The organism is Corynebacterium tuberculostearicum, assembly GCF_046097465.1.
Taxonomy (GTDB): domain Bacteria; phylum Actinomycetota; class Actinomycetes; order Mycobacteriales; family Mycobacteriaceae; genus Corynebacterium; species Corynebacterium tuberculostearicum_I.
In genome coordinates this window covers 901,296-920,422 of the sequence record NZ_CP175799.1, presented here as the reverse complement: position 1 = coordinate 920,422, position 19,127 = coordinate 901,296, and the positions used below count along the sequence as shown (strand labels likewise).

Sequence of the window (19,127 nt, the reverse complement as noted above, 5' to 3'; positions counted from 1 at the left end):
TTGATGCCCACTAGAACTTATGGCTGGGTACAGAACCCATCGAATTTTTCCAGTTTGAAGCGTACAACTCAAATCTTCGATCCAGAATCGAAGCACTATCATAATTTACGGAAGCACCTGGTCCCTGAGCTAATCCCCTTTGAAGAAACAAAGCAAGAGTTGCTTGGATTATTGGAGAAGAGAGCAAAGCAGTTCTCCTATTCAGCGCTCGTGGGTTCCAAACGAGATAAAAACGGAAAAAGAAACATATCCCGAAAGGCTGCTGTTGCCGATGCACTCATACAGGTCTCTATCCAATCTCAATCAGCTAAAACCACGGGAAAGACCTGGACAGACAATTGGACAGCAGCAGGGTATCTAAGCTGGGCACTTAGCTTGGATTTCCTTCGTCATGATCGAGATACTGACACGTGCACGATAACGGACAGGGGACTCCGTTTTTCGCGAGTCGAAGAAGGAAGTCTAGAAGAAAAACAAATTCTACAAGAAGCCTTTTTACGGTATCCCCCGGCCGTCCAAGTCTTGAGAATCCTTTCAGAGTCTCGAACTCCTGCAACCAAATTTAAAATTGGCAGCAAGCTCGGTTTCAAAGGAGAAAAAGGTTTCACGTCGTACCCAGAAGATTTGATGATGGAATGGATTGAATCTTGCTCTGACAAAGCCGAAATCAAAAAGATTCGACAGGACATCGAAGGAACGAGCGACAAATATGCACGAATGATCGCAGGGTGGCTCAAGAAAGTAGGTTTCGTAAAGACTTCCCGATCCTATTTCCTAAACAACTTGGGCGAAAAGTGTACTGGATTCCCGAGGTATTCAATTACGGGGGCCGGAGAACATGCTCTACGTAAAGCTCAGGGCAGTTCGAGCAATAGCGTAGTAGAGAAATATCTCACCTGGGAATTTCTAGCAGTAGGCTCTGCAGAAAGCGATTACACCCGCTCACGTAGAGCAGAAATTCTCACCTCTCTCAACAAAAGCTCGTCAAAGAGATCCCTCTTTCAGTACCTCGAGTCTAAGGGGTACACTGACGACATTGCGGTTATCAAGAACGACATCAAAGGTCTAAATACATTCGGACTTAAGATTGTAGAGACCCCCTCTCATTTCGAACTAAAGGATAATTTCGCCCCCTTCTCAATCCCTACGGTTGTACATACCCCCGTGCAAAGAGAAGCAGAGTTCCTGCGGCTCAAGGAGAAGATAATGGCACAGACTGACCTAGAGCCAAAATATTATGAGCTAATAGATATGGCCTACGACGGAAATCGAAATCGAGACTTTGAAATGATGACCGTCGATTTATTTACAAAAGTCTATGGTTTTCAAGGAAAATTTTTGGGAGGCTCCCGAAAACCAGACGGAATTATCTACACTAATGATTTCGGCATAACCATTGACACCAAAGCCTACAGCGGTGGCTATGGGAAGAGCATTAGCCAAGAAGACGAAATGGTTCGATATATTGAAGACAATCAATTGAGAGATGATGAGCGGAACCCCACCAAGTGGTGGGAAAATTATGCTGCAGGAATCCCCAGCGATGCACACCATTTTCTTTGGGTCTCTTCAAACTTTAAAGACTCTTTTAGCCCTCAGCTCCTAAGCACTTCGCACCGAACAAAATGTACGGGCGGTGCTTTGGATGTAGAACAGCTACTCATCGGAGCCGACTTGGTGCAAAAACACAAGCTAGAGTTGAGTGACGTTGAAGCAGCTCTGCAAAATCAAATCATTTTTTGGAATCAGAAGTGATACCAGCCCCGATGATTCAGTCTCTTAGTGCTCCGCTTCGAGGAGCACTAAGAGACGTTTAATCTACTGCACTATAATTCGTCACCAATACCTCGGCGCTCCCTCCCTTCGAAGTATTGTAGGAAGAATTTCCATATCCGAAGTTCAGCCTATAAACGTTAGCATTTTGCGATTCAATAAAGTCTAGCAAAAGCTGGTTTCTCCGCCCCTTATGTTCCGTGACATTGCTCAATGCCCAGCGCACACCCTGATGAGAGAGCCTTTTTAAGAGCGAATAAAGTTCAGCCTCTTCGACCTCACCCCAATTTCGAAACCCCCTGTTCCCGTCATTATAGCTACCAGTAGTAATGAGATACGGAGGGTCACAATAAACGAAATCTTGGGGCCCATATTTCGAAAAATCCATTTCCTGGAAATACCTGTCAGTAAACTGAACATTCATTTCGTGCAATCTGGCAATGAACCGTCTTAGGTTTCTCTCTGTCTTTGAGGTAAAGGAACTTCGGTTTCGGCCAAAAGGATTGTTGTACTCCATCCGACTGTTAAACCTCAACTGATAGTTGTAGCTGTAGCACGTCAATATAAAAAGGTCGAGTGGATTCGGGGCCGAATTATATTTTTGCCTAAAAGTTTTAAAGGCTTCTTCATCTGTTTTACTGAGTCCCGCTTCGGAAATCCTTCTCCAAATGGTAGCAATTAGCTGATCAGCATCTTCAACAGACGCAAAATAGCGAAACATGGAGTTCAGTCGGCTATTCATATCATTTAAGACATGCTTCCTTGCCGGGACATTGATCCCCACATTCGCAGCACCACTAAAAGGCTCGACAAACGTTTCAATACCAGCGGGTATGCGTGGGAGGATTTGTTTCAACAGTCGATACTTACCACCAACATAGTTCAGCGGACTCTTAAGTAGTCTCCCCTCAGCTGGAATCCAGGACGTTAACTCTTCATTTTGTCCCCTCCCATCGGAGGATAAGCGTGACATATTCAGGCCTGTCCTGGGTTTACAATAAGCTAGAATCTCGTACAGCCCATCCCTCCCAGATATTTTTTTGGATTTATACTTTCGGTATGGAATTCTCCTAACTTCCAAGCTGCCAATTACTGAAATCTCTTCAAGAAGCCCTAGAAGATCGCTCTCGGGAATAATCCCCTCATTGTTGTAGCTCAAGACTAAATGCTTAGAGTGCACATTCTCCAGAAGACGACGCATCGCGGAAAAAGCCCCTCTTTGCGTTGCAAAATCGCTTTTAAGATCGGACCAGTCGAAGATCTTCGTTTTTCCCCTCAATTCGGGATGCCCGTTACGGGCTACGTTCTCCAGCACATGGTAATTGGATGCATATTGACGATTATTATATGGAGTATCGATGTAGACTACATCTGTTTGTATTCTCGCAACTAGATCCTCGGCGTTCTCGTTGAAACTCTTGTTAGGCTTGGAGTTGTCCCATACTTGCAAGGGTTCCAACTCCAAACATTTCAACGCTCTCTTATCCCACCGCTTAAGGTAAGCGCCATAAGTCCCGGTAATATTACTTACCTGCGGAAGAGCTTGAACTAAGGATGACACTAGATAGGCATTTTCCACTTCGCCCAATAGCGCATTTTCATGCCAGTAATCGATCGTCTCACGAATCGCATCAATTCGTTTTGCGTTATCGACAGTAAAGTAGTTTGCCCCACCAGTAGGAGAGTATGCCATCTCATAATATCCCACCTCATGGGATTCTAGCCTCTTCTCGGCAAGCGATGAAAGCACTTCCAGCGGTTTTTCTACGCCGCTTGCCTTTAACTTGCTAAAGCTGGGTTTCGTATTGTTTTCTAGAGTTGCTTTTCCATGCAGATAGCTAAAGTAGAGCAAATCGTTGCTGTATATGGTGAACTTTTTTTTGAACGCATTTCCTACCACATTGGTTCCACCAAACAGATCGAGAAAGGACGATTCATCCCCCGTTAGGTGTCGGCACAATATGTCGTCAATTTCGTCAATTAGCAGCCTTTTAGAACCAATATATCTCATACTTAACCCCTACATCCGTTTACATCCTTCTGGAATATACATACTAGCGCTCTTGGTGTCTCCTTTTCTAAATCGCCCCTCCCGGAGGACATAAGGCAAACTCGGCTCCAATCAATACTTGCTACCCCGAATCATTTCGCAGACTCCATCAACACCGCCTTTCCACCATTTTCGCGACCAATATCCGACCATTTGATCCGGCGACAGACCAAACTCACGGGCAAGATCCATCTTCGACTCGCCAGCTAGATGGCGTTGAACAACTTCCTTTTTAATCTCGAAGGAGTACTGCTGCTTTGAAGGCTTTTCCACAAGACATAGCTTGCCATGGAGCAAGAACCGACGAAACAAAGCACGGACTGGATAAACACCAACACCAACACGATGAGCTGCGGCCCAGTAACTACAACCCTGCTCGAAAAGAGCCACCAATTCTTCCCGCTATCCCGCCGACAACGAACTACATATATAAATACAACTGCTCCCCACTAGTGGGTAACTGATTTCTCAGTCCAACTATGGGGAGCAGTTCAATCGACGCTGTCAGACTAGGCCCCACCAAAGTTCGGGATAAAAATCCTCTCGAGAGCGAATCCAAATTTTGAAAGCAGAACTTTCCATAGGATTTATTAGAAATCGCTACATGAGCCTAGGAACGAGATTCGGTGCAACTCAACTGGCTAAAGAATCCCGTTACACGGTTCCTAAAAGATTGCACTGTAACCGGGGATTATTCGTCCAGAAAAACAGGCCGGTAATCTGGCATTGAAAAAAATGGCGAAACAGGAAAAAACTCTTCCAGGCTGGGGTCTCCATTGTTAAACCTATACGCTACGAGCACCTCATCCGCGCCCTCAACCAATCCATCCACTTTGAACTCAAGGCTTTTTTGAGTCGATAGGCCTCCCGGCTTCCACCGTCCGGAGCTCTCGTCGCTATCTGAGACAAACGCTGCATGAATAAGCGCCCCGTGCCTGTCTTTTTCAACAAGCCACTTTGTCCGAAAGCCAAAATCCTCGGTAGAAGCTCTATAACGAAAGGCTACGCGCACTGACTCAACCTTCTGATAAAGGTCTTCCTTGAAGCCAATTGACATTATTGGACTTGCTGTACCATCGATCAAGGGCTTTCCTCGGCGTATTTTCATGGTTGCGGAGCGCACCTCATCATCACTCGAAATATACATTCCCAACCTATACAAAAATAAGCCCAGCTTCTTCCTTTCTTCCCTTTTTTGGTTTTCCCCTCGTCTCTCGAAAAGGTAGGCGACAAAATAAGATAGAACCGCACCTATAAATGCGCCAAAGATTGTTGAGATCAAAATTCCTCCAATTAACTATTCAATTCGTTTAAGTTAGCTATTCAATTCGTTTAAGTGAACATTCCCTATATTACGGAATTTAGCGGCCCCCACAAGGCTTTTGGTTTTCCGTTTATAGTCCATGAACCATGTGCATACACTGGCCCCAATCGATTACCTTTAATGCCTGAACTAGCCACACCACCAAGGCAGTTCACTTCGAGGCCACGCGCATGAGTACAGTGAAAATCAGCTTAAGCTCTACATCATTGAAGTTGACCTACCCCATAAAAGAAAACGCGTCGACAATCACCCCGTGGACACTGGGCTTTCACACCTAAACAACCGGCATTCAGCTCAAATAAATGTCATGTTCTTTCCCCTAAGCTGACCCCATGTCTGAAGTAACGAAGCAATATGCCATAGATCTCACCCGCCTTGATACAGCTAAGTATCGAGCTACCAATTCCGCGGGAGCAAGCATTGAGTTTGGCAGTGGTGAGGGGCGCCTCTCCCCTGTTGAGCTCTTGCTTGCGGCCGTTGCGGGGTGCTCCGCCGTAGACGTGGACGTGGTGACATCCCGGCGCGCGGAGCCGGATTCTTTTGATGTGCATGTGGAAGGCGACCGCGTAAATGAGGACGGGGCATCGCGCCTGTCGGAGGTTCGCGTGGGGTTCGATCTATCGTTCCCGGATACACCCGAGGGCAACCAAGCACGCAAGCTCGTGGACAACCTGATTCGCATCTCCCATGAGAAGGACTGCACGGTATCGCGCACGGTTGAGAATCCCACACGAGTGTTGTTTAGCAATGACTCGAAATAGCACTACTAAGTAAAAGCGCGACATGCGGTTGCGCTCCGGCTGGGGCGCTAGACCTCTTGCTATGGTGCAATTGTTAACTATTGTGGCAAATGTGATTACTGCAGGAGCTCAACATGTCACCATCTTTCTCCCGTCGCGGCCTTTTTAAGGTCGGCGCTCTCGCCCTGACCGCAGGCGCCATCGGTGCTGCCGCTCCGAATGCGGCAGCGCTCGGACCGGTGCGCGGCACCATCATTGATTATTCTGCCGGTGTTCCTTCCCCGCAGGCGATTAAGAAGGCCGGCCATATGGGTGCGATTCGGTATGTCTCCGACAAACGCCCAGACGCAGCGTGGATGGCCGGCAAGCCGGTGACCTTGAAAGAGACCAAGGCCAATGCGGCAGCAGGACTGCCCACCGCATCCGTATACCAATTCGGCCGCGCGGAGACCGCGGATTGGAAGCAGGGCGCAGCAGGTGCAGCAGTCCATGCACCGAAGGCGATTGCGCTGCACAAGAAGGCAGGCGGCCCAACCAACCGCCCTATCTACATTGCTATCGACGATAACCCCACCCGCGAGCAGTACACCCGCCAGATCCGCCCATACCTGCAGGCGTTTTCCAAGACGCTGGAGCTGGCCGGCTACCAGACGGGCATCTACGGCAACTACAACACCATCGAGTGGGCAATCCAGGATGGCATCGGCAAGTACTTCTGGATGCATGACTGGGGCTCTAACGGCAAGATTCACCCGCGCACCACTATTCACCAGCTGCCGCACGGCAAACAGCAGACCATCGGCGGCGTCATCGTAGACGTTAACGAGGTTTACGCCGATGACTGGGGACAGTGGACACCGGGCAAGTCCGCAGCACCTGCATCGGCGAAAAAGCCAGCCACTAAGAAACCACAGCCAAAGACTCAGCCGCAGGCCACGGCGCCGAGCAATGGCTCGTCCGACCTGGTAAATCAGCTGAGCTCGCAGCTACAGAGCAAGCACCCGGAGCTGCCGGAGCTACCGCAGGTAACTGCGGATGGCGTAATTTTCAATGGCAAAACCTTGAGCAACGATCAAATTAGCCAGCTAGCGAAGATCGTCGCAGAAACGGTTGCTAAGGCGAGGTAGTACTACTTTTTAGAGGGCTCGGAGGTTTTCTCTGAGTCTTTCTTTTTATCTGCGGACTTCTTATCGGAGCTGCCTTTATCCTTCTTTTTGGACGTAGTCGATTCGCTGGTGGGCTCCTTGGACGAGGTCTTATCCTTCTTCCCCTTGTCGGACTTTTCGTCCTTATCCTTCTTGTTGGAGGACGTGGCGGAGGTCTCCGAGGTAGTGGTTTCAATCGGCGACACATCCTCGCCGTCTTTGTACTTGAGGAAACGCTCGGTAGCCTTGCCCAGAGCCTTTCCGGTGACCTCATCTTTTACATAATCAGTAAGCTCATCGGACGAGCCATTGATTGAGGCTGCGGCTACGAAGTTCTCGCCAAAGGAGACGGAAGAGTTGATGGACTTATCATTGGACCAGCCCCACTTGCTGCCCACCACGTTAGAGAGCTTGGCGGTGCCATAGTTTTGTTGGTACCCATCCTCAGAGATGGGATCGGCATGCGCCATGGCTACGAGCACTGGGTGGGTTTCATCGCGCTCGATGAGCTGCGAAATGAAGCTGGCGACGTCATACGTAGAGGTCTGCGAGTAGCCCCACTTCTCGCCGGCTTTGGTAGATTCCAACTTGAATTCATCAGCAATGGTGTCGATGGACTCTGGGTATTTTTCAAAAAGGTCCTCGGCGGACTTATCGGAGGAGCTAGCGATCATATCCAGCGCCTCATACTTATCTTCGTACTCGCCCTTTTCCATGACGTAGGTGGCGATATAGAGCTTGATGAGGCTGAGTGCCGGACGGGCCTCGTGCTCTGAGGCAGAACCCATATGCATGCCATCATGCAGGCGAATATAGGTAACGGAGCGCCCCTCATCGCCTTCTAGAAACTCATTGATTTCTGGTGGGACGTCGCGGTTGGTGTCTGTTGCGCCCGAGGGGGCGTCGGCAAGCGCGCCGCTATCGCTTTCGCTGGTGCTGCACGCGGTGGCGGTCAAGGCGAGCATACATACGGCTAAAGCGGCACCAGCCTTGGCTGATGCCGCCTTGCGAGTCAACGACGTTCTAAACACGTCGATACATGTTACCGGTTGAGTGCACTATCTAGGCAATTAATGCTGGACGGGTGCCTCCACCCCTACACCGGTAAGCGAGCGGACTTCCATTTCTGCAGAAAGCTCCTCCAAGTCGTCTGGCTTGGTCATGATGGAGACCAACCAGCCGACAAAGAAGGACAGCGGAATGGATACCAAGCCCGGCGAGGAAAGCGGGAAGATAGCCCAGTCCGCACCGGGGAACATGGCGGTCTCAGAACCGGAAACTGCTGGGGAGAAGAAGATGAGCACCAAGCAGGACACCACGCCGGTGTACATGGAGGCCACTGCACCTGCGGTATTGAAGCGACGCCAGTACAGGGAGTACAGGATCGTCGGCAGGTTGGCAGAAGCCGCAACCGCGAAGGCCAAGGAGACCAGGAAGGCCACGTTCTGGGTCATGGCCAGAATGCCCAGGATGATGGAGACGATGCCAAGGACCACCACGGTGGCCTGGGAAACTCGAACCTGCTCGGCCTCGGTGGACTTACCGTTGCGGATAACCGCATGGTAGATATCGTGCGCGATAGACGCAGAGGCGGTAATGGCCAGGCCAGCGACCACGGCAAGCACGGTGGCGAAGGCCACTGCGGAAATAACCGCCATGAAGATAGAGCCGCCAATCTCCAGCGCAAGCAGTGGTGCCGCGGCATTAGCCCCGCCCGGCGCGGCGAGGATGCGATCCGGACCAACCAGGGCGGCGGCGCCGTACCCCAGGACCAGGGTCATGAGGTAGAAGGCACCGATGATGACGATCGCCCAGGTAACAGAACGGCGGGCTTCGGTAGCAGTAGGCACGGTGTAGAAGCGCATAAGCACGTGCGGCAGGCCACCCACGCCGAGCACCAGGGAAATGCCCAAGGAGATAAAGTCCAGCTTGGTGGCGGTGGTGGCGCCGTACTTCAGGCCCGGAGCCATGATGTCCTTGGCCTCGTAGCCCTTCTCCTTAATCTGCTCGGAGGCGGCGTGCATATCAATGGCGTTGTTAAACAGCGTGCTAAATCCGCCGCGCAGGGCGATGAAGACCAAGAAGCACATGATGACCACGCCAGCTACCAGCAGCACGGCCTTAATCATCTGCACGTAGGTGGTGCCCTTCATGCCGCCGACCAGGACATAGACAATCATGAGCACACCAACGACGCCCACGACGACCGCCTGCCACTTAAAATCGTGGATATCCAGCAGCACGGCCACTAGAGAACCAGCGCCTGCCATCTGTGCGATGAGGTAGAAGAGCGTGACAAAGAGGGTGGCGATGGATGCCGCTACGCGCACGGGCTTCTGCTTCAAACGGAAAGACAAGACATCCGCCATGGTGAAGCGGCCAACGTTACGCATGGGCTCGGCAACGAGCATGAGTGCTACCAGCCAGGCAACAAAGAAGCCGACTGAGTACAAAAAGCCGTCGTAGCCATTGAGCGCCACAGCGCCAACGATGCCCAGGAACGATGCAGCGGAGAGGTAGTCACCAGAGATGGCTAGGCCGTTTTGTCGGCCGGAGAAGGTGCCGCCGCCGGTATAAAAGTCCGAGGCTTTCTTCGTGGTCTTTCCGGCGCGCAGCACCACCGCCATGGTGATGAAAAGGAAGATGCCGAAAATGGAGATATTCAAGATGGGATTGCCAGCGGAAGATTCGGCGGCGAGGGTGGTGGTAATCATTACATGCCCTCCAGCTCTTCACGGATGGCGGCCGACTTAGGCTCGATATTCTTATTGGCATACTTCACGTAGATCCACGTGATAATGAAGGTGGTGAGGAACTGGGCTAGGCCGAAAACCAGTCCGATATTCCAGCCGCCACCAAGCTCGATTGCCATAAAGCCAGGGGCAAACACGGCAGCTAGAACGTAGACCACGTACCACACAAAGAAGGCCACGGTCATGGGAAAAGTAAAACTCCGGTAGGTACGGCGCAGCTCGCCGAATTCGGCGGAGTCGCGCATCGCGATGAACTCGCTACCGGTGGGTTCGCGGCGCGAGACAGGAGTTGCAGCTACGTCACTCATAGAGCTTCGTCTCCTTGGGTGAGAGGAACTTAGGTCACACGAGATAATGTGTTATTAATCACTATCCATGTTTCCATGTAAGTTACCGAACATTTTCTGCAAGGTTGTGAACTCTGCCAAGAAAACACCTCACCTCTCCACCCTTTCAAGCTGATAGGTTCCGCCGAGCTGGATCAACGTCTTTAGCCAACTACCCCCATCGGTGGAAACAACCCCCCTTTTGCGAAGATTGTTAACAGCCGCTTGACAAAAGAAAAGCCCCCGGTGAGGGGGCTTAAACTGCGGGTGAGACTATTCCTCGTCGCCAGGGAACTCGCGCGGGTCATTAAACATGCGACCAAAGCCCTCCTGGCCTTCCAGGGCATCGATGGCGGATACTTCCTCCGCCGTAAGCTCCAACTCGGTGGAAGCGAGGTTTTCCTTTAGCCGCTCGGTGCGCGCGGACTTCGGGATCACGGACATCCCCTTAGACATGAGATAAGCCAGCACAACCTGTCCCTCGGTGGCCTCATGGTCAGCGGCAGCTTGCTCAATCACTGGGTTATTGAGCACTACCCCGCGTGCCAACGGGGCCCATGCCTCGGTGACGATGTCATTATCGTGATGGAAAGCGCGCAAACCGGACTGCGTAAAGCCCGGGTGAATCTCCACCTGGTTAAGCACCGGAGAAATACCGGTGGTGGAAATCAAGTCCTTGAGCACGTCCTCGTAGAAGTTGGCCACGCCGATGGACGCAATCTGACCCATACCCTGCAGGCGGGCGATAGCCTCAAAGGTCTCGTTGTATAGGCCACCCTGCGGCCACGGCCAGTGGATGAGATACAGGTCAAGATAGTCCAGCTGCAGATCCTTCAGCGACTGCTGGAATGCCTCTTCTACCTTGTGCGCACCGTGGTGGGAATGCCAGACCTTGGAAGTAACAAAGAGCTCATCACGGGTGACATCGCCGGCATCCATTGCCTGCTTGAGGGCGGTGCCTACCGCCTCTTCATTCTTGTACAGCGTAGCGGTATCGAAGTGGCGGTAGCCCAAATCGATGGCCTCACGGATAACGCGGATGCATTCCTCGTCATAGAGCTTGTACGTACCTAGGCCCAGCTGGGGCATTTCGCGGTCATCATTAAAAGTTACGGTTGGCACAGTCATGCCCTCCATTGTGCCGCAGTTTTTAAAGCCGCGCCGAAAACGACGAAACCCCAGGGCGAACCTGGGGTTGAGCGCTTTTAGTCGGCGCGGATGAGGTCAATGATGAAGACCAAGGTGCGGCCGGATAGCGGGTGCGCACCGCCGGCAGGACCATAGGCCTTTTCCGGCGGAATGATGAGCTTGCGACGGCCGCCCACCTTCATTCCCGGAATGCCCTCCTGCCAGCCGGCAATGAGACCGGTCAGTGGGAACTCGATGGACTGGCCACGGTCCCACGAGGAATCGAATTCTTGGTTGGTCTCGTATTCAGCGCCGACGTAGTGGACCTCCACTACGGCACCAGGCTGTGCCTCAGCACCGTCGCCGACGACGATGTCTTCTACGACAAGGTCCGTCGGCGCTGGGCCAGACTGGGCTTCAATAACAGGCTTATCCATGGGGATTATTCTCCTTGGGAAATCTAGTTTGTTCGTGCGGTCGCATTAAAAACCGAACCGAGCTGCACCTATTATAGGTGCTACCACCCGATTCGGCTTAATTCGGCGAACCCGCGGGGCGCTTTAGCGCTCGTTACGTGGGGTAACCTTACGCAGGGACTCGCCGGTGTAGATCTGGCGCGGACGGTTGATCTTGGTGTTGATCTCCAGCTGCTCGCGGTACTGAGCAATCCAGCCCGGCAGGCGGCCGATAGCAAAGAGGACGGTGAAGAAGTCCGTCGGGAAGCCCATGGCGCGGTAGATCAGGCCGGTGTAGAAGTCCACGTTCGGGTAGAGCTTGCGGGAGACAAAGTAGTCATCGTTCAGCGCAATCTCTTCCAGCTTCATGGCCAGATCCAGCATCGGGTCGCCACCCAAGTGATCGATGATCTCGTGTGCGGTCTCCTTGACGATGGCAGCGCGTGGGTCGTAGTTCTTGTACACGCGGTGGCCGAAGCCCATGAGGCGAACGCCCTTTTCCTTATTCTTCACGCGGTTCATGAAGTCGGTAGCGTCACCATCGTGGTTGTTCTGGATATCTTCCAACATCTCCAGAACGGCTTGGTTTGCACCACCGTGCAGTGGGCCGGACAGAGCGTTAATGCCGCCAGCAATAGAGACGAACATGTTCGCCTGCGCGGAACCAATCATGCGCACGGTGGAAGTAGAGCAGTTCTGCTCGTGGTCAGCGTGCAGAATGAGCAGCTTATCCAGGGCCTTAGCTACGACCGGGTCAACCTCGTATTCCTCGGTTGGGTAGCCAAACATCATGCGCAAGAAGTTCTCGCGGGCGTTCAGGCTATTATCCGGGTACATATAAGGCTTACCCTGGGAAGCTCGGTAGGCATAGGCGGCCAGCATTGGCACCTTAGCCAGCAGGCGAACGGTTGCCTTATCCAGCTGCTCTGGGTCCAGCGGGTTGAGCTGGTCCTGGTAGTAAGCGGAGAGAATGTTAAGGGAGGAAGCTAGCACCGCCATCGGGTGTGCGTTGCGCGGGAAGATGTTGAACGCGGCCTTGAAATCCTCATCCAGCAGGGTGTGGTGGCGAATTTCCTTATTAAAGTGGCTGAGCTCTTCCTCGTTGGGCAGGTGACCCTTGATCAGGAGGTAAGAAACTTCGTTGAAGGAAGCATTTTCTGCAAGGTCTGCAATGTCGTAGCCACGGTGGCGCAGGATGCCCTCTTCACCATTAATGAAGGTGATCTTGGACTCGGTGGAACCGGTGGAGGTGTAACCAGGGTCGAAGGTAACAAGTCCGGTTTCATTACGGAGCTTGGAGATGTCAAAGCCGGAGTCACCCTCGGTGGACTGCTTGATGTCCATATCGTACTCGCCGCCTGGGTACTGGAGCACTACTTTGTTGTCTTCAGAAGCCACGGAAGTTCCTTTCTCTTTGTGAGAGTCATTATTAGGCACTAACTTAAAGAAGCTAGTTGGATAGCTCTTCACAGTTTAGCAAACTTTGTGACGCCGCCTACAAGTTTCGGTCGACTAAAATAACTGCCGTTCGACCGGAACTGTCCTACACTGACACTCATGAGCACTCCAGAACTTACGCTGCCCGCCCATCTCCTGCCTGCCGACGGCCGCTTTGGCTGCGGCCCCTCCAAGGTTCGCCCCGACCAGCTTGCGGCCATAGACCCCGAGGTTATGGGCACCTCCCACCGCAAGCCTGCGGTCAAAAACCTCGTGGGTTCGGTACGGGAAGGATTAAGCGCTCTCTTCTCGTTGCCAGAAGGCTACGAAATTGTCCTCTCTGTGGGCGGCGCCACCGCCTTCTGGGATGCAGCCACTTTCGGGCTCATTGAACGCCACTCCGCGCACCTTACCTTTGGCGAGTTTTCCACTAAGTTTGCAAAGTCTGCCGCGGGTGCCCCTTGGCTTGATGCCCCGTCCATCGTGGAGGCTCCCGCGGGCACCGCACCCGATCCACGCGAACTCTCTCCGGAGGCCGACGTCGTAGCTTGGGCGCATAATGAAACCTCCACCGGTGCGATGGCAGAGGTCACCCGCCCACACCCGCGCAACGACCAACAATTAGTGGTTGTAGACGCCACCTCTGGTGCAGGCGGCCTGCCCGTAAATATCGCCGACACGGACGTCTACTACTTCTCGCCGCAGAAATGCTTTGCCTCTGACGGCGGCCTGTGGCTAGCCGCCATGTCCCCCGCCGCCCTAGAGCGGATTGAAAGGATCAACGCCTCTGAGCGCTATATCCCTAACTTCCTCAACCTTCAAACAGCAGTGGATAACTCGCGCAAGAACCAGACTTATAACACCCCGGCGATTGCCACCCTGCTCATGCTGGATAACCAAATCCAGTGGATGAATGAGAACGGAGGCTTGGACGGCATGGTAAAGCGCACCACGGAGTCCTCCACCACCCTGTATCGCTGGGCCGAATCCCGCCCAGAGGCCACTCCATTCGTCACAAATCCTGCCTCCCGTTCGCTCGTGGTGGGCACTATCGACTTTGCAGACTCCGTCGATGCCGCAGCGCTCGCCGCCACCCTGCGCGCCAACGGCATCGTGGACCTGGAACCGTACCGCAAGCTGGGCCGCAACCAACTGCGCATCGGCATGTTCCCGGCCATTGATCCGGAGGATATCGCTAAGCTCACCCAGTGCATTGACTACGTCTTGGATGCAAAGTAACGCATCACTCTCTCAACATGCCCCGCCGCCTCGCAGGCCGTGGGGCTTTTTCACGTTATAGTTGAATGCATCACAGAATTGTCCGCCGTCGATAGGCAAAAGGAGCGCCCTATTATGCGCGAGCTGTTCCCAGTTGACAGCGAATCGACTGAAACCTCTTTGGTGCTGCGCACCGAAGACGGCGAAGAGTTTTTCCTCTCCATCACCGATGAACTGCGCGAGGTCCTGCAGGGTGAGCAGCAGGAAACCCCAGAAGAAGAGCCGGCGGCTCCCGCCATCAGCCTTGCCAAGCCCGCCAAACCGGAGCCGGTTGAAGAGGCAAAGATTCGCCCGGCGGAGATCCAAAACCGCATCCGCGCCGGTGCTTCCGCAGCGGAACTGGCAGAAGAAATGGGCGTGCCCGAGTCCCGCATCGAGCCCTTCGCCTACCCGGTCATGCTGGAGCGCAACCGCATCGCGGAGATTGCCAAGCAGGCTCATCCGGTACGTGAAGATGGCCCAGCCAAGCTCACCCTGTGGGAGGTTCTTGCCACCGCCTTTGCCGCCCGCGGACACTCACTGTCCGAGTCCACCTGGGACGCCTACCGCCACCAGGGCGAGGCCTGGATCGTGCGCGTGACGTGGAAGGCCGGACTGTCCGAGAACGAGGCCGAGTGGTACTTCAAGCAGTCCATGTCCTCGCCCGCCACGGTGGAGGCCCGCAACTCGGTGGCCGCAGACCTAACGGACCCGGACTTCGTACAGCCGGTGCGCTCGCTGACCTCGTTGGGCAGTGGCCGCTACGACGAAGCTATCGACGGCGATCAGCCCAGCAACGTCACTGACCTCACTGCGCCAACCACCCTGCCGGAAGAGCCAGAGGAAGAGGAGTTCCTGCAGAACCCCTCCCCGGAAGAAAAGCCCGCCAAGCGCCGCCGCAAGGCCGTCACTCCGCATTGGGAGGACGTACTACTCGGCGTTCGCTCCAATACCAAGCGCCCTAGGGACTAATCGTGGACATCTCTCACGCAGTACTCACTCTCTGGTACATCTCTAAGCCCAACGCAGAAGAGGTGCTAAAGACCGAACCCAAGGCGGATCGCGGCTTTGGGCGAAAATTCCTCGCCCAATTAGACCCGACCTTCCCGGTCACCCCGATTGGGCAATTCCCGCTTAACCGCTCCGCGCAGACGGATCCCCATGAGTACTACATCGGCGGCTACCCCGGCATCACCGTGGTACAGACGGTGTGCGAAGGTGACTCCGTCCTCCTCTCTCAGCTGCCGGAAACCCTACTCAATGCGGTCCCCGCCCAGCGCGTCATTGCGCTGGCGAGTAATGAAAAGGAAGGCTATGCCGGCTTCGCCCTGTGGGAGGGCGGCCAGCTCAAGCGCTGCCTGTGCGCTACGCGCGAGCACCTTTATGAAGACACCGGCCTGCCAGAGCCTTTCGAGGCGTCCTACTGGGCAGGAGAAAAGTATGAACCGATCGGTGGCATTTCCCTGCCCTTCGAGCCGCAGGGCATCATGGAGGCGGCCCAGGAGTACTGGCTCGGCATCGAGGTAGGACACGATGGCCCGGATCTGGACGTCGTGGGCTACGCGGTTGACGGCCGCCCAGAGCCAAAGATCGACCCGCCGAAGCCGAAGCGGACCGTGGGTGAACTAGCCGCGCAATCGGCCAATAAGCTGGGTCTGAACGATTATGACGATTACGAGGACCACAGCGCCGAGCCGGAATCCACTGGCGAGGAGATCATCTCCACTGCGAAGCATCTGGGCTCCCTCATCGGCAATTGGGGCGCTCAGACGTTTAGGTCGCTCAAGGAGCGCTGGCGTTCATAAAAGGAAATGGCGGCGGCCGTTGCCACATTGAGGGAATCCGTACCAGGGGCCATCGGTATGCGTGCGCGCACATCGGTGGCCTTCATTGCGTGTTCGGTAAGTCCGGGGCCTTCCGCACCGACCAACATGGCCACCTTATCCAGGCCGTGCATGGCCTCGGCCAAATGCACCGCGTGGGGGTTGGGGGTTAAGGAAATGAGGGTGAAGGAGGCGTCGGCAAGCGCCTGCAAGGAACGCTGCCACGTGGTGAACCCGCCTTCCAAATGGGCAAAGGGCAAGCGCAGCACGTGCCCCATGGATACGCGCACCGAGCGTCGATAGAGCGGATCTGCGGCCCCTGAGCCGAGCAGCACCGCGTCCACCCCCATGCCGGCGGCGTGGCGGAAGATTGCGCCAATATTCTCGTGATCGCCCACGCCCTCCAGCACTGCGATGGTTTTCGCGGTCTTCAAAATCTCTCCCAGATCCGGCTCTGGGGCGCGGTCCGCGGCGGCGACAAGCCCGCGGTGCATATCAAAGCCCGCTACCTCTGCGAGGGTCTCGCGGGAGACCTCGTAGATGGGGCACTCAGGCTCGCCATACTCGGAAACGTATGCTTCCAGCTTCTTAGGAAAGCCCACCAAGCAACGCATGGAGAACCGGGATTCGGCCAGCCGGGAGACCACCAGCGGGCCCTCTGCAATGACGAGACCCTCGCCGGATTTATCGGATTTGTTGAGGTTCCGAATATCGTCCAGGCGAGGGTCCGCAGGGTCAGTAATCAGCATGCCTTTAGGCTAGCCGATGGCATTGGATATCGGATCCATGCCAAAGAAAATCACGAAGAGGCCGGCCAAGAGCCACATGATCCAGTGCACTTCCTTGGCCTTACCGGCAAAGGTGGACATGAGCGCGAAGGAGATAAAGCCTACGCCAATACCGTTGGCAATGGAATAGGTAAAGGGCATGGTCACAATGGTCAGGAAGGCCGGAATGGCGATTTCCATCTTGGTCCAGCGAATCTCGGTCAACTGCGCGGCCATCATCACGCCGACGATGACCAGCACTGGGGAGGCGGCCTCGATGGGCACGATTTCATAAAGCGGGGTCAAAAACATCGCGGCGAGGAACAGAACACCGGTCATGAGGTTGGCCAGGCCGGTGCGGGCACCATCGGCAATGCCGGCGGAGGAATCCGCGAAGACGGTATTGGAAGAAGCAGAGCCTAAGCCACCGGCCACTGCGCCAAAGCCCTCTACGACGAGGGCCTTTTTCATATCGGGGAGGTTGCCGTCGGCGTCGACAAGCTTGCCTTGCTTGCCTAGGCCGGTCATGGTGCCCATCGCATCAAAGAAGTTGGTAAGCAGCAGGGTAAAAATGAGCAAGACGGTGGAAACCACGCCGATCTTGGTAAAGGCGCCTACCAGGTTCACATCGCCCACAATGGATAGGTCCGGAATCCCACCGAGCGCTTCTGGTTTGACGGGCGCGGCCATGCCCCAGTCCTCGGAGCCGGTAAATGCCTGCACGATAAAAGCGATGATGGTGGTGAGCACGATGGCGATAAAAAGCCCGCCCGGCACGTTCCGGATGACCATGAAGGAACAGATAATAAGGCCGATGACAAAGACCAGCGCCGGCCAAGTGGAAATCGATCCATTAATGCCCAAGCCCACCGGCACGGTGGTATGCGCAGCGTCCGGCACGCGGGTAACAAAACCACCGTCCACAAGGCCAATCATGGCGATGAACATGCCGATGCCTACGCCCATCGCCGCCTTCATGGACTGCGGGATGGCGTCGAAGACGGCGGTGCGGAAACCGGAAATGGCCAGCAGAACGATGATGATGCCCTCGATAACCACCAGGCCCATCGATTCCTGCCAGGTCAGCCCGCTGGTGGCGACCATGCTCACGCCCACGAAGGTATTCATGCCCAGGCCGGCGGCCATGGCGAAGGGGTATTTGGCAATCGCGCCGAAGAGGATAGACATTACGCCCGCGACCAGCGCGGTGGCGGCAGCAACCTGCGGCACGCCCAGCGCGTAGCCGCCTGCATCCTCGGTGGTGCCGAGGATAAGCGGGTTCAAGAGAATGATATAGGCCATGGCGAAGAACGAGACCGTTCCCGCGCGTAGCTCGGTTCCAATGGAGGAACCACGTTCAGAGATATGGAAGTAGCGATCGAGAGTGGCTTTCAACGCCTGCGCCTTTCACGTACAGCGAGTCTTACGCCATAAGTGTGCTGCCTTAATCCTCGAAATCAAAATCCTGGAAGATGGGTTTTTCATCATCGAAGGCAACTTCGGGGTTCTTTTCTTCCCGCACCCGTGTCTGCGAATGCGCGCCACAACCATAACGCGAGTGCACTACCCGTCCGTCCGCAGAATACTCATTGGCGCAGACGCCGTAGTTTTCCATCAGCTCTACATAAAACGCGCAGGTGCGGCATTGCAGGCGCGCCTTGGCCGCCATATCCGTATTCGGGCCACGCTCGGTGCGCCAGCGCTTCTTGGCGTCGTCCAAGCCGGACTTGGAAAGTATGTCGCCGTCCAGGCGGGAATCATCTACGGCCGGTGGCATCAAATCACCCGGCCCAAGGTCGCCCGGCCGCACGCGATCCTCATAGGGCACCCATTCCGGCGGCTGCAGAGCCTCCCCGCCCGGCACCAGCGCCACTTCATTGACGGTAACGTAGCGCGATCCCTCCGCACATGCGAGCACCGCCTGCCATTCCCAGCCGGGGTAGCCAGGCATCTCTGCTTCAAATCGGTGGGTAGCAACGTTTCGGCCCATCCCAGCGACGCCGATATGCTTGCCGACGCCCCCTTCCCCCACCTCATCCAGCGCCTCGCGCGCAATGCGCACGGCGCGGGAATCGATCAACGGATTTGCTTTTCGCTTACTCACGCCCCTCATTATTCATTATGGGACGCACCCGGTGGTACATATGGT

The 19,127-nt window shown here is 54.7% G+C and carries 17 protein-coding genes and 1 pseudogene; 6 read left to right on the top strand and 12 right to left on the bottom strand.

What is annotated here, in order from left to right; all coding sequences use genetic code 11:
* The first annotated feature begins 3 nt into the window (after positions 1-3).
* Positions 4-1,755 (top strand): restriction endonuclease FokI C-terminal domain-containing protein, encoded by a 1,752-nt coding sequence (locus ACKFRX_RS04445; RefSeq protein ID WP_408928179.1) that lies wholly within the window; start codon positions 4-6, stop codon positions 1,753-1,755.
* Positions 1,756-1,813: 58 nt separating this feature from the next.
* Here ACKFRX_RS04445 and ACKFRX_RS04440 read toward each other — a convergent pair whose 3' ends face one another.
* The 3 genes and pseudogenes from ACKFRX_RS04440 to ACKFRX_RS04430 form a co-directional block, all read right to left on the bottom strand.
* Positions 1,814-3,784 (bottom strand): Dam family site-specific DNA-(adenine-N6)-methyltransferase, encoded by a 1,971-nt coding sequence (locus ACKFRX_RS04440; RefSeq protein WP_408928178.1) that lies wholly within the window; start codon positions 3,782-3,784, stop codon positions 1,814-1,816.
* Positions 3,785-3,937: 153 nt separating this feature from the next.
* Positions 3,938-4,105, bottom strand: a pseudogene (locus ACKFRX_RS04435) (helix-turn-helix domain-containing protein); the annotation flags it as partial.
* 409 nt (positions 4,106-4,514) lie between these two features.
* On the bottom strand, positions 4,515-5,105 hold the full coding sequence (locus tag ACKFRX_RS04430; protein WP_408928177.1) for a hypothetical protein: 591 nt from the start codon (positions 5,103-5,105) through the stop codon (positions 4,515-4,517).
* A 374-nt stretch (positions 5,106-5,479) separates the two neighbouring features.
* On the opposite strand from ACKFRX_RS04430, the gene ACKFRX_RS04425 reads away from it, so the two are divergent.
* Complete coding sequence (locus ACKFRX_RS04425) at positions 5,480-5,908, top strand: OsmC family protein (RefSeq protein WP_408928176.1); 429 nt, start codon at positions 5,480-5,482, stop codon at positions 5,906-5,908.
* Positions 5,909-6,021: 113 nt separating this feature from the next.
* A complete protein-coding gene (locus ACKFRX_RS04420; protein ID WP_408928175.1) occupies positions 6,022-7,014 on the top strand; it encodes a DUF1906 domain-containing protein in 993 nt (330 codons plus the stop codon).
* Between the two features lie 2 nt (positions 7,015-7,016).
* Here ACKFRX_RS04420 and ACKFRX_RS04415 read toward each other — a convergent pair whose 3' ends face one another.
* The 6 genes from ACKFRX_RS04415 to ACKFRX_RS04390 form a co-directional block, all read right to left on the bottom strand.
* Positions 7,017-8,063 (bottom strand): hypothetical protein, encoded by a 1,047-nt coding sequence (locus ACKFRX_RS04415; RefSeq protein ID WP_408928174.1) that lies wholly within the window; start codon positions 8,061-8,063, stop codon positions 7,017-7,019.
* Between the two features lie 39 nt (positions 8,064-8,102).
* The gene (locus ACKFRX_RS04410) at positions 8,103-9,746 is read right to left on the bottom strand and encodes a cation acetate symporter (protein ID WP_408928173.1); all 1,644 of its coding nucleotides are present in this window, start codon (positions 9,744-9,746) and stop codon (positions 8,103-8,105) included.
* Positions 9,746-10,093, bottom strand: coding sequence for a DUF485 domain-containing protein (locus ACKFRX_RS04405; protein ID WP_023022008.1), 348 nt, complete (start codon positions 10,091-10,093; stop codon positions 9,746-9,748). The genes ACKFRX_RS04410 and ACKFRX_RS04405 overlap by 1 nt, the downstream gene beginning before the upstream one ends.
* A 291-nt stretch (positions 10,094-10,384) precedes the next feature.
* Positions 10,385-11,248 (bottom strand): aldo/keto reductase, encoded by an 864-nt coding sequence (locus ACKFRX_RS04400; RefSeq protein ID WP_200287976.1) that lies wholly within the window; start codon positions 11,246-11,248, stop codon positions 10,385-10,387.
* A gap of 68 nt (positions 11,249-11,316) precedes the next feature.
* Positions 11,317-11,676, bottom strand: a complete 360-nt coding sequence (locus ACKFRX_RS04395; protein WP_005323855.1) for an FKBP-type peptidyl-prolyl cis-trans isomerase — start codon at positions 11,674-11,676, stop codon at positions 11,317-11,319.
* A 123-nt stretch (positions 11,677-11,799) separates the two neighbouring features.
* Positions 11,800-13,092, bottom strand: a complete 1,293-nt coding sequence (locus ACKFRX_RS04390; protein ID WP_408928172.1) for a citrate synthase — start codon at positions 13,090-13,092, stop codon at positions 11,800-11,802.
* Positions 13,093-13,251: 159 nt separating this feature from the next.
* Between ACKFRX_RS04390 and serC the strand changes: the two genes are divergently transcribed.
* From serC to ACKFRX_RS04375, 3 genes are all read left to right on the top strand, one after another.
* Entirely contained in the window at positions 13,252-14,370 is a 1,119-nt protein-coding gene (serC, locus tag ACKFRX_RS04385; RefSeq protein ID WP_408928171.1) for a phosphoserine transaminase, read from the top strand.
* A gap of 114 nt (positions 14,371-14,484) precedes the next feature.
* Positions 14,485-15,360, top strand: coding sequence for a septation protein SepH (gene sepH, locus ACKFRX_RS04380; RefSeq protein WP_408928170.1), 876 nt, complete (start codon positions 14,485-14,487; stop codon positions 15,358-15,360).
* Between the two features lie 2 nt (positions 15,361-15,362).
* Complete coding sequence (locus ACKFRX_RS04375; protein WP_408928169.1) at positions 15,363-16,193, top strand: DUF6928 family protein; 831 nt, start codon at positions 15,363-15,365, stop codon at positions 16,191-16,193.
* Here ACKFRX_RS04375 and ACKFRX_RS04370 read toward each other — a convergent pair.
* The 3 genes from ACKFRX_RS04370 to ACKFRX_RS04360 are packed head-to-tail and all read right to left on the bottom strand — an operon-like array spanning position 16,154 to position 19,091.
* Positions 16,154-16,960, bottom strand: a complete 807-nt coding sequence (locus tag ACKFRX_RS04370) for a TrmH family RNA methyltransferase (protein WP_408928168.1) — start codon at positions 16,958-16,960, stop codon at positions 16,154-16,156. The two genes, ACKFRX_RS04375 and ACKFRX_RS04370, sit on opposite strands and share 40 nt — an antisense overlap.
* A 9-nt stretch (positions 16,961-16,969) precedes the next feature.
* Positions 16,970-18,373, bottom strand: coding sequence for an NCS2 family permease (locus ACKFRX_RS04365; RefSeq protein ID WP_408928167.1), 1,404 nt, complete (start codon positions 18,371-18,373; stop codon positions 16,970-16,972).
* A gap of 49 nt (positions 18,374-18,422) precedes the next feature.
* On the bottom strand, positions 18,423-19,091 hold the full coding sequence (locus ACKFRX_RS04360; RefSeq protein ID WP_408928166.1) for a DUF3027 domain-containing protein: 669 nt from the start codon (positions 19,089-19,091) through the stop codon (positions 18,423-18,425).
* Positions 19,092-19,127: the final 36 nt, after the last annotated feature.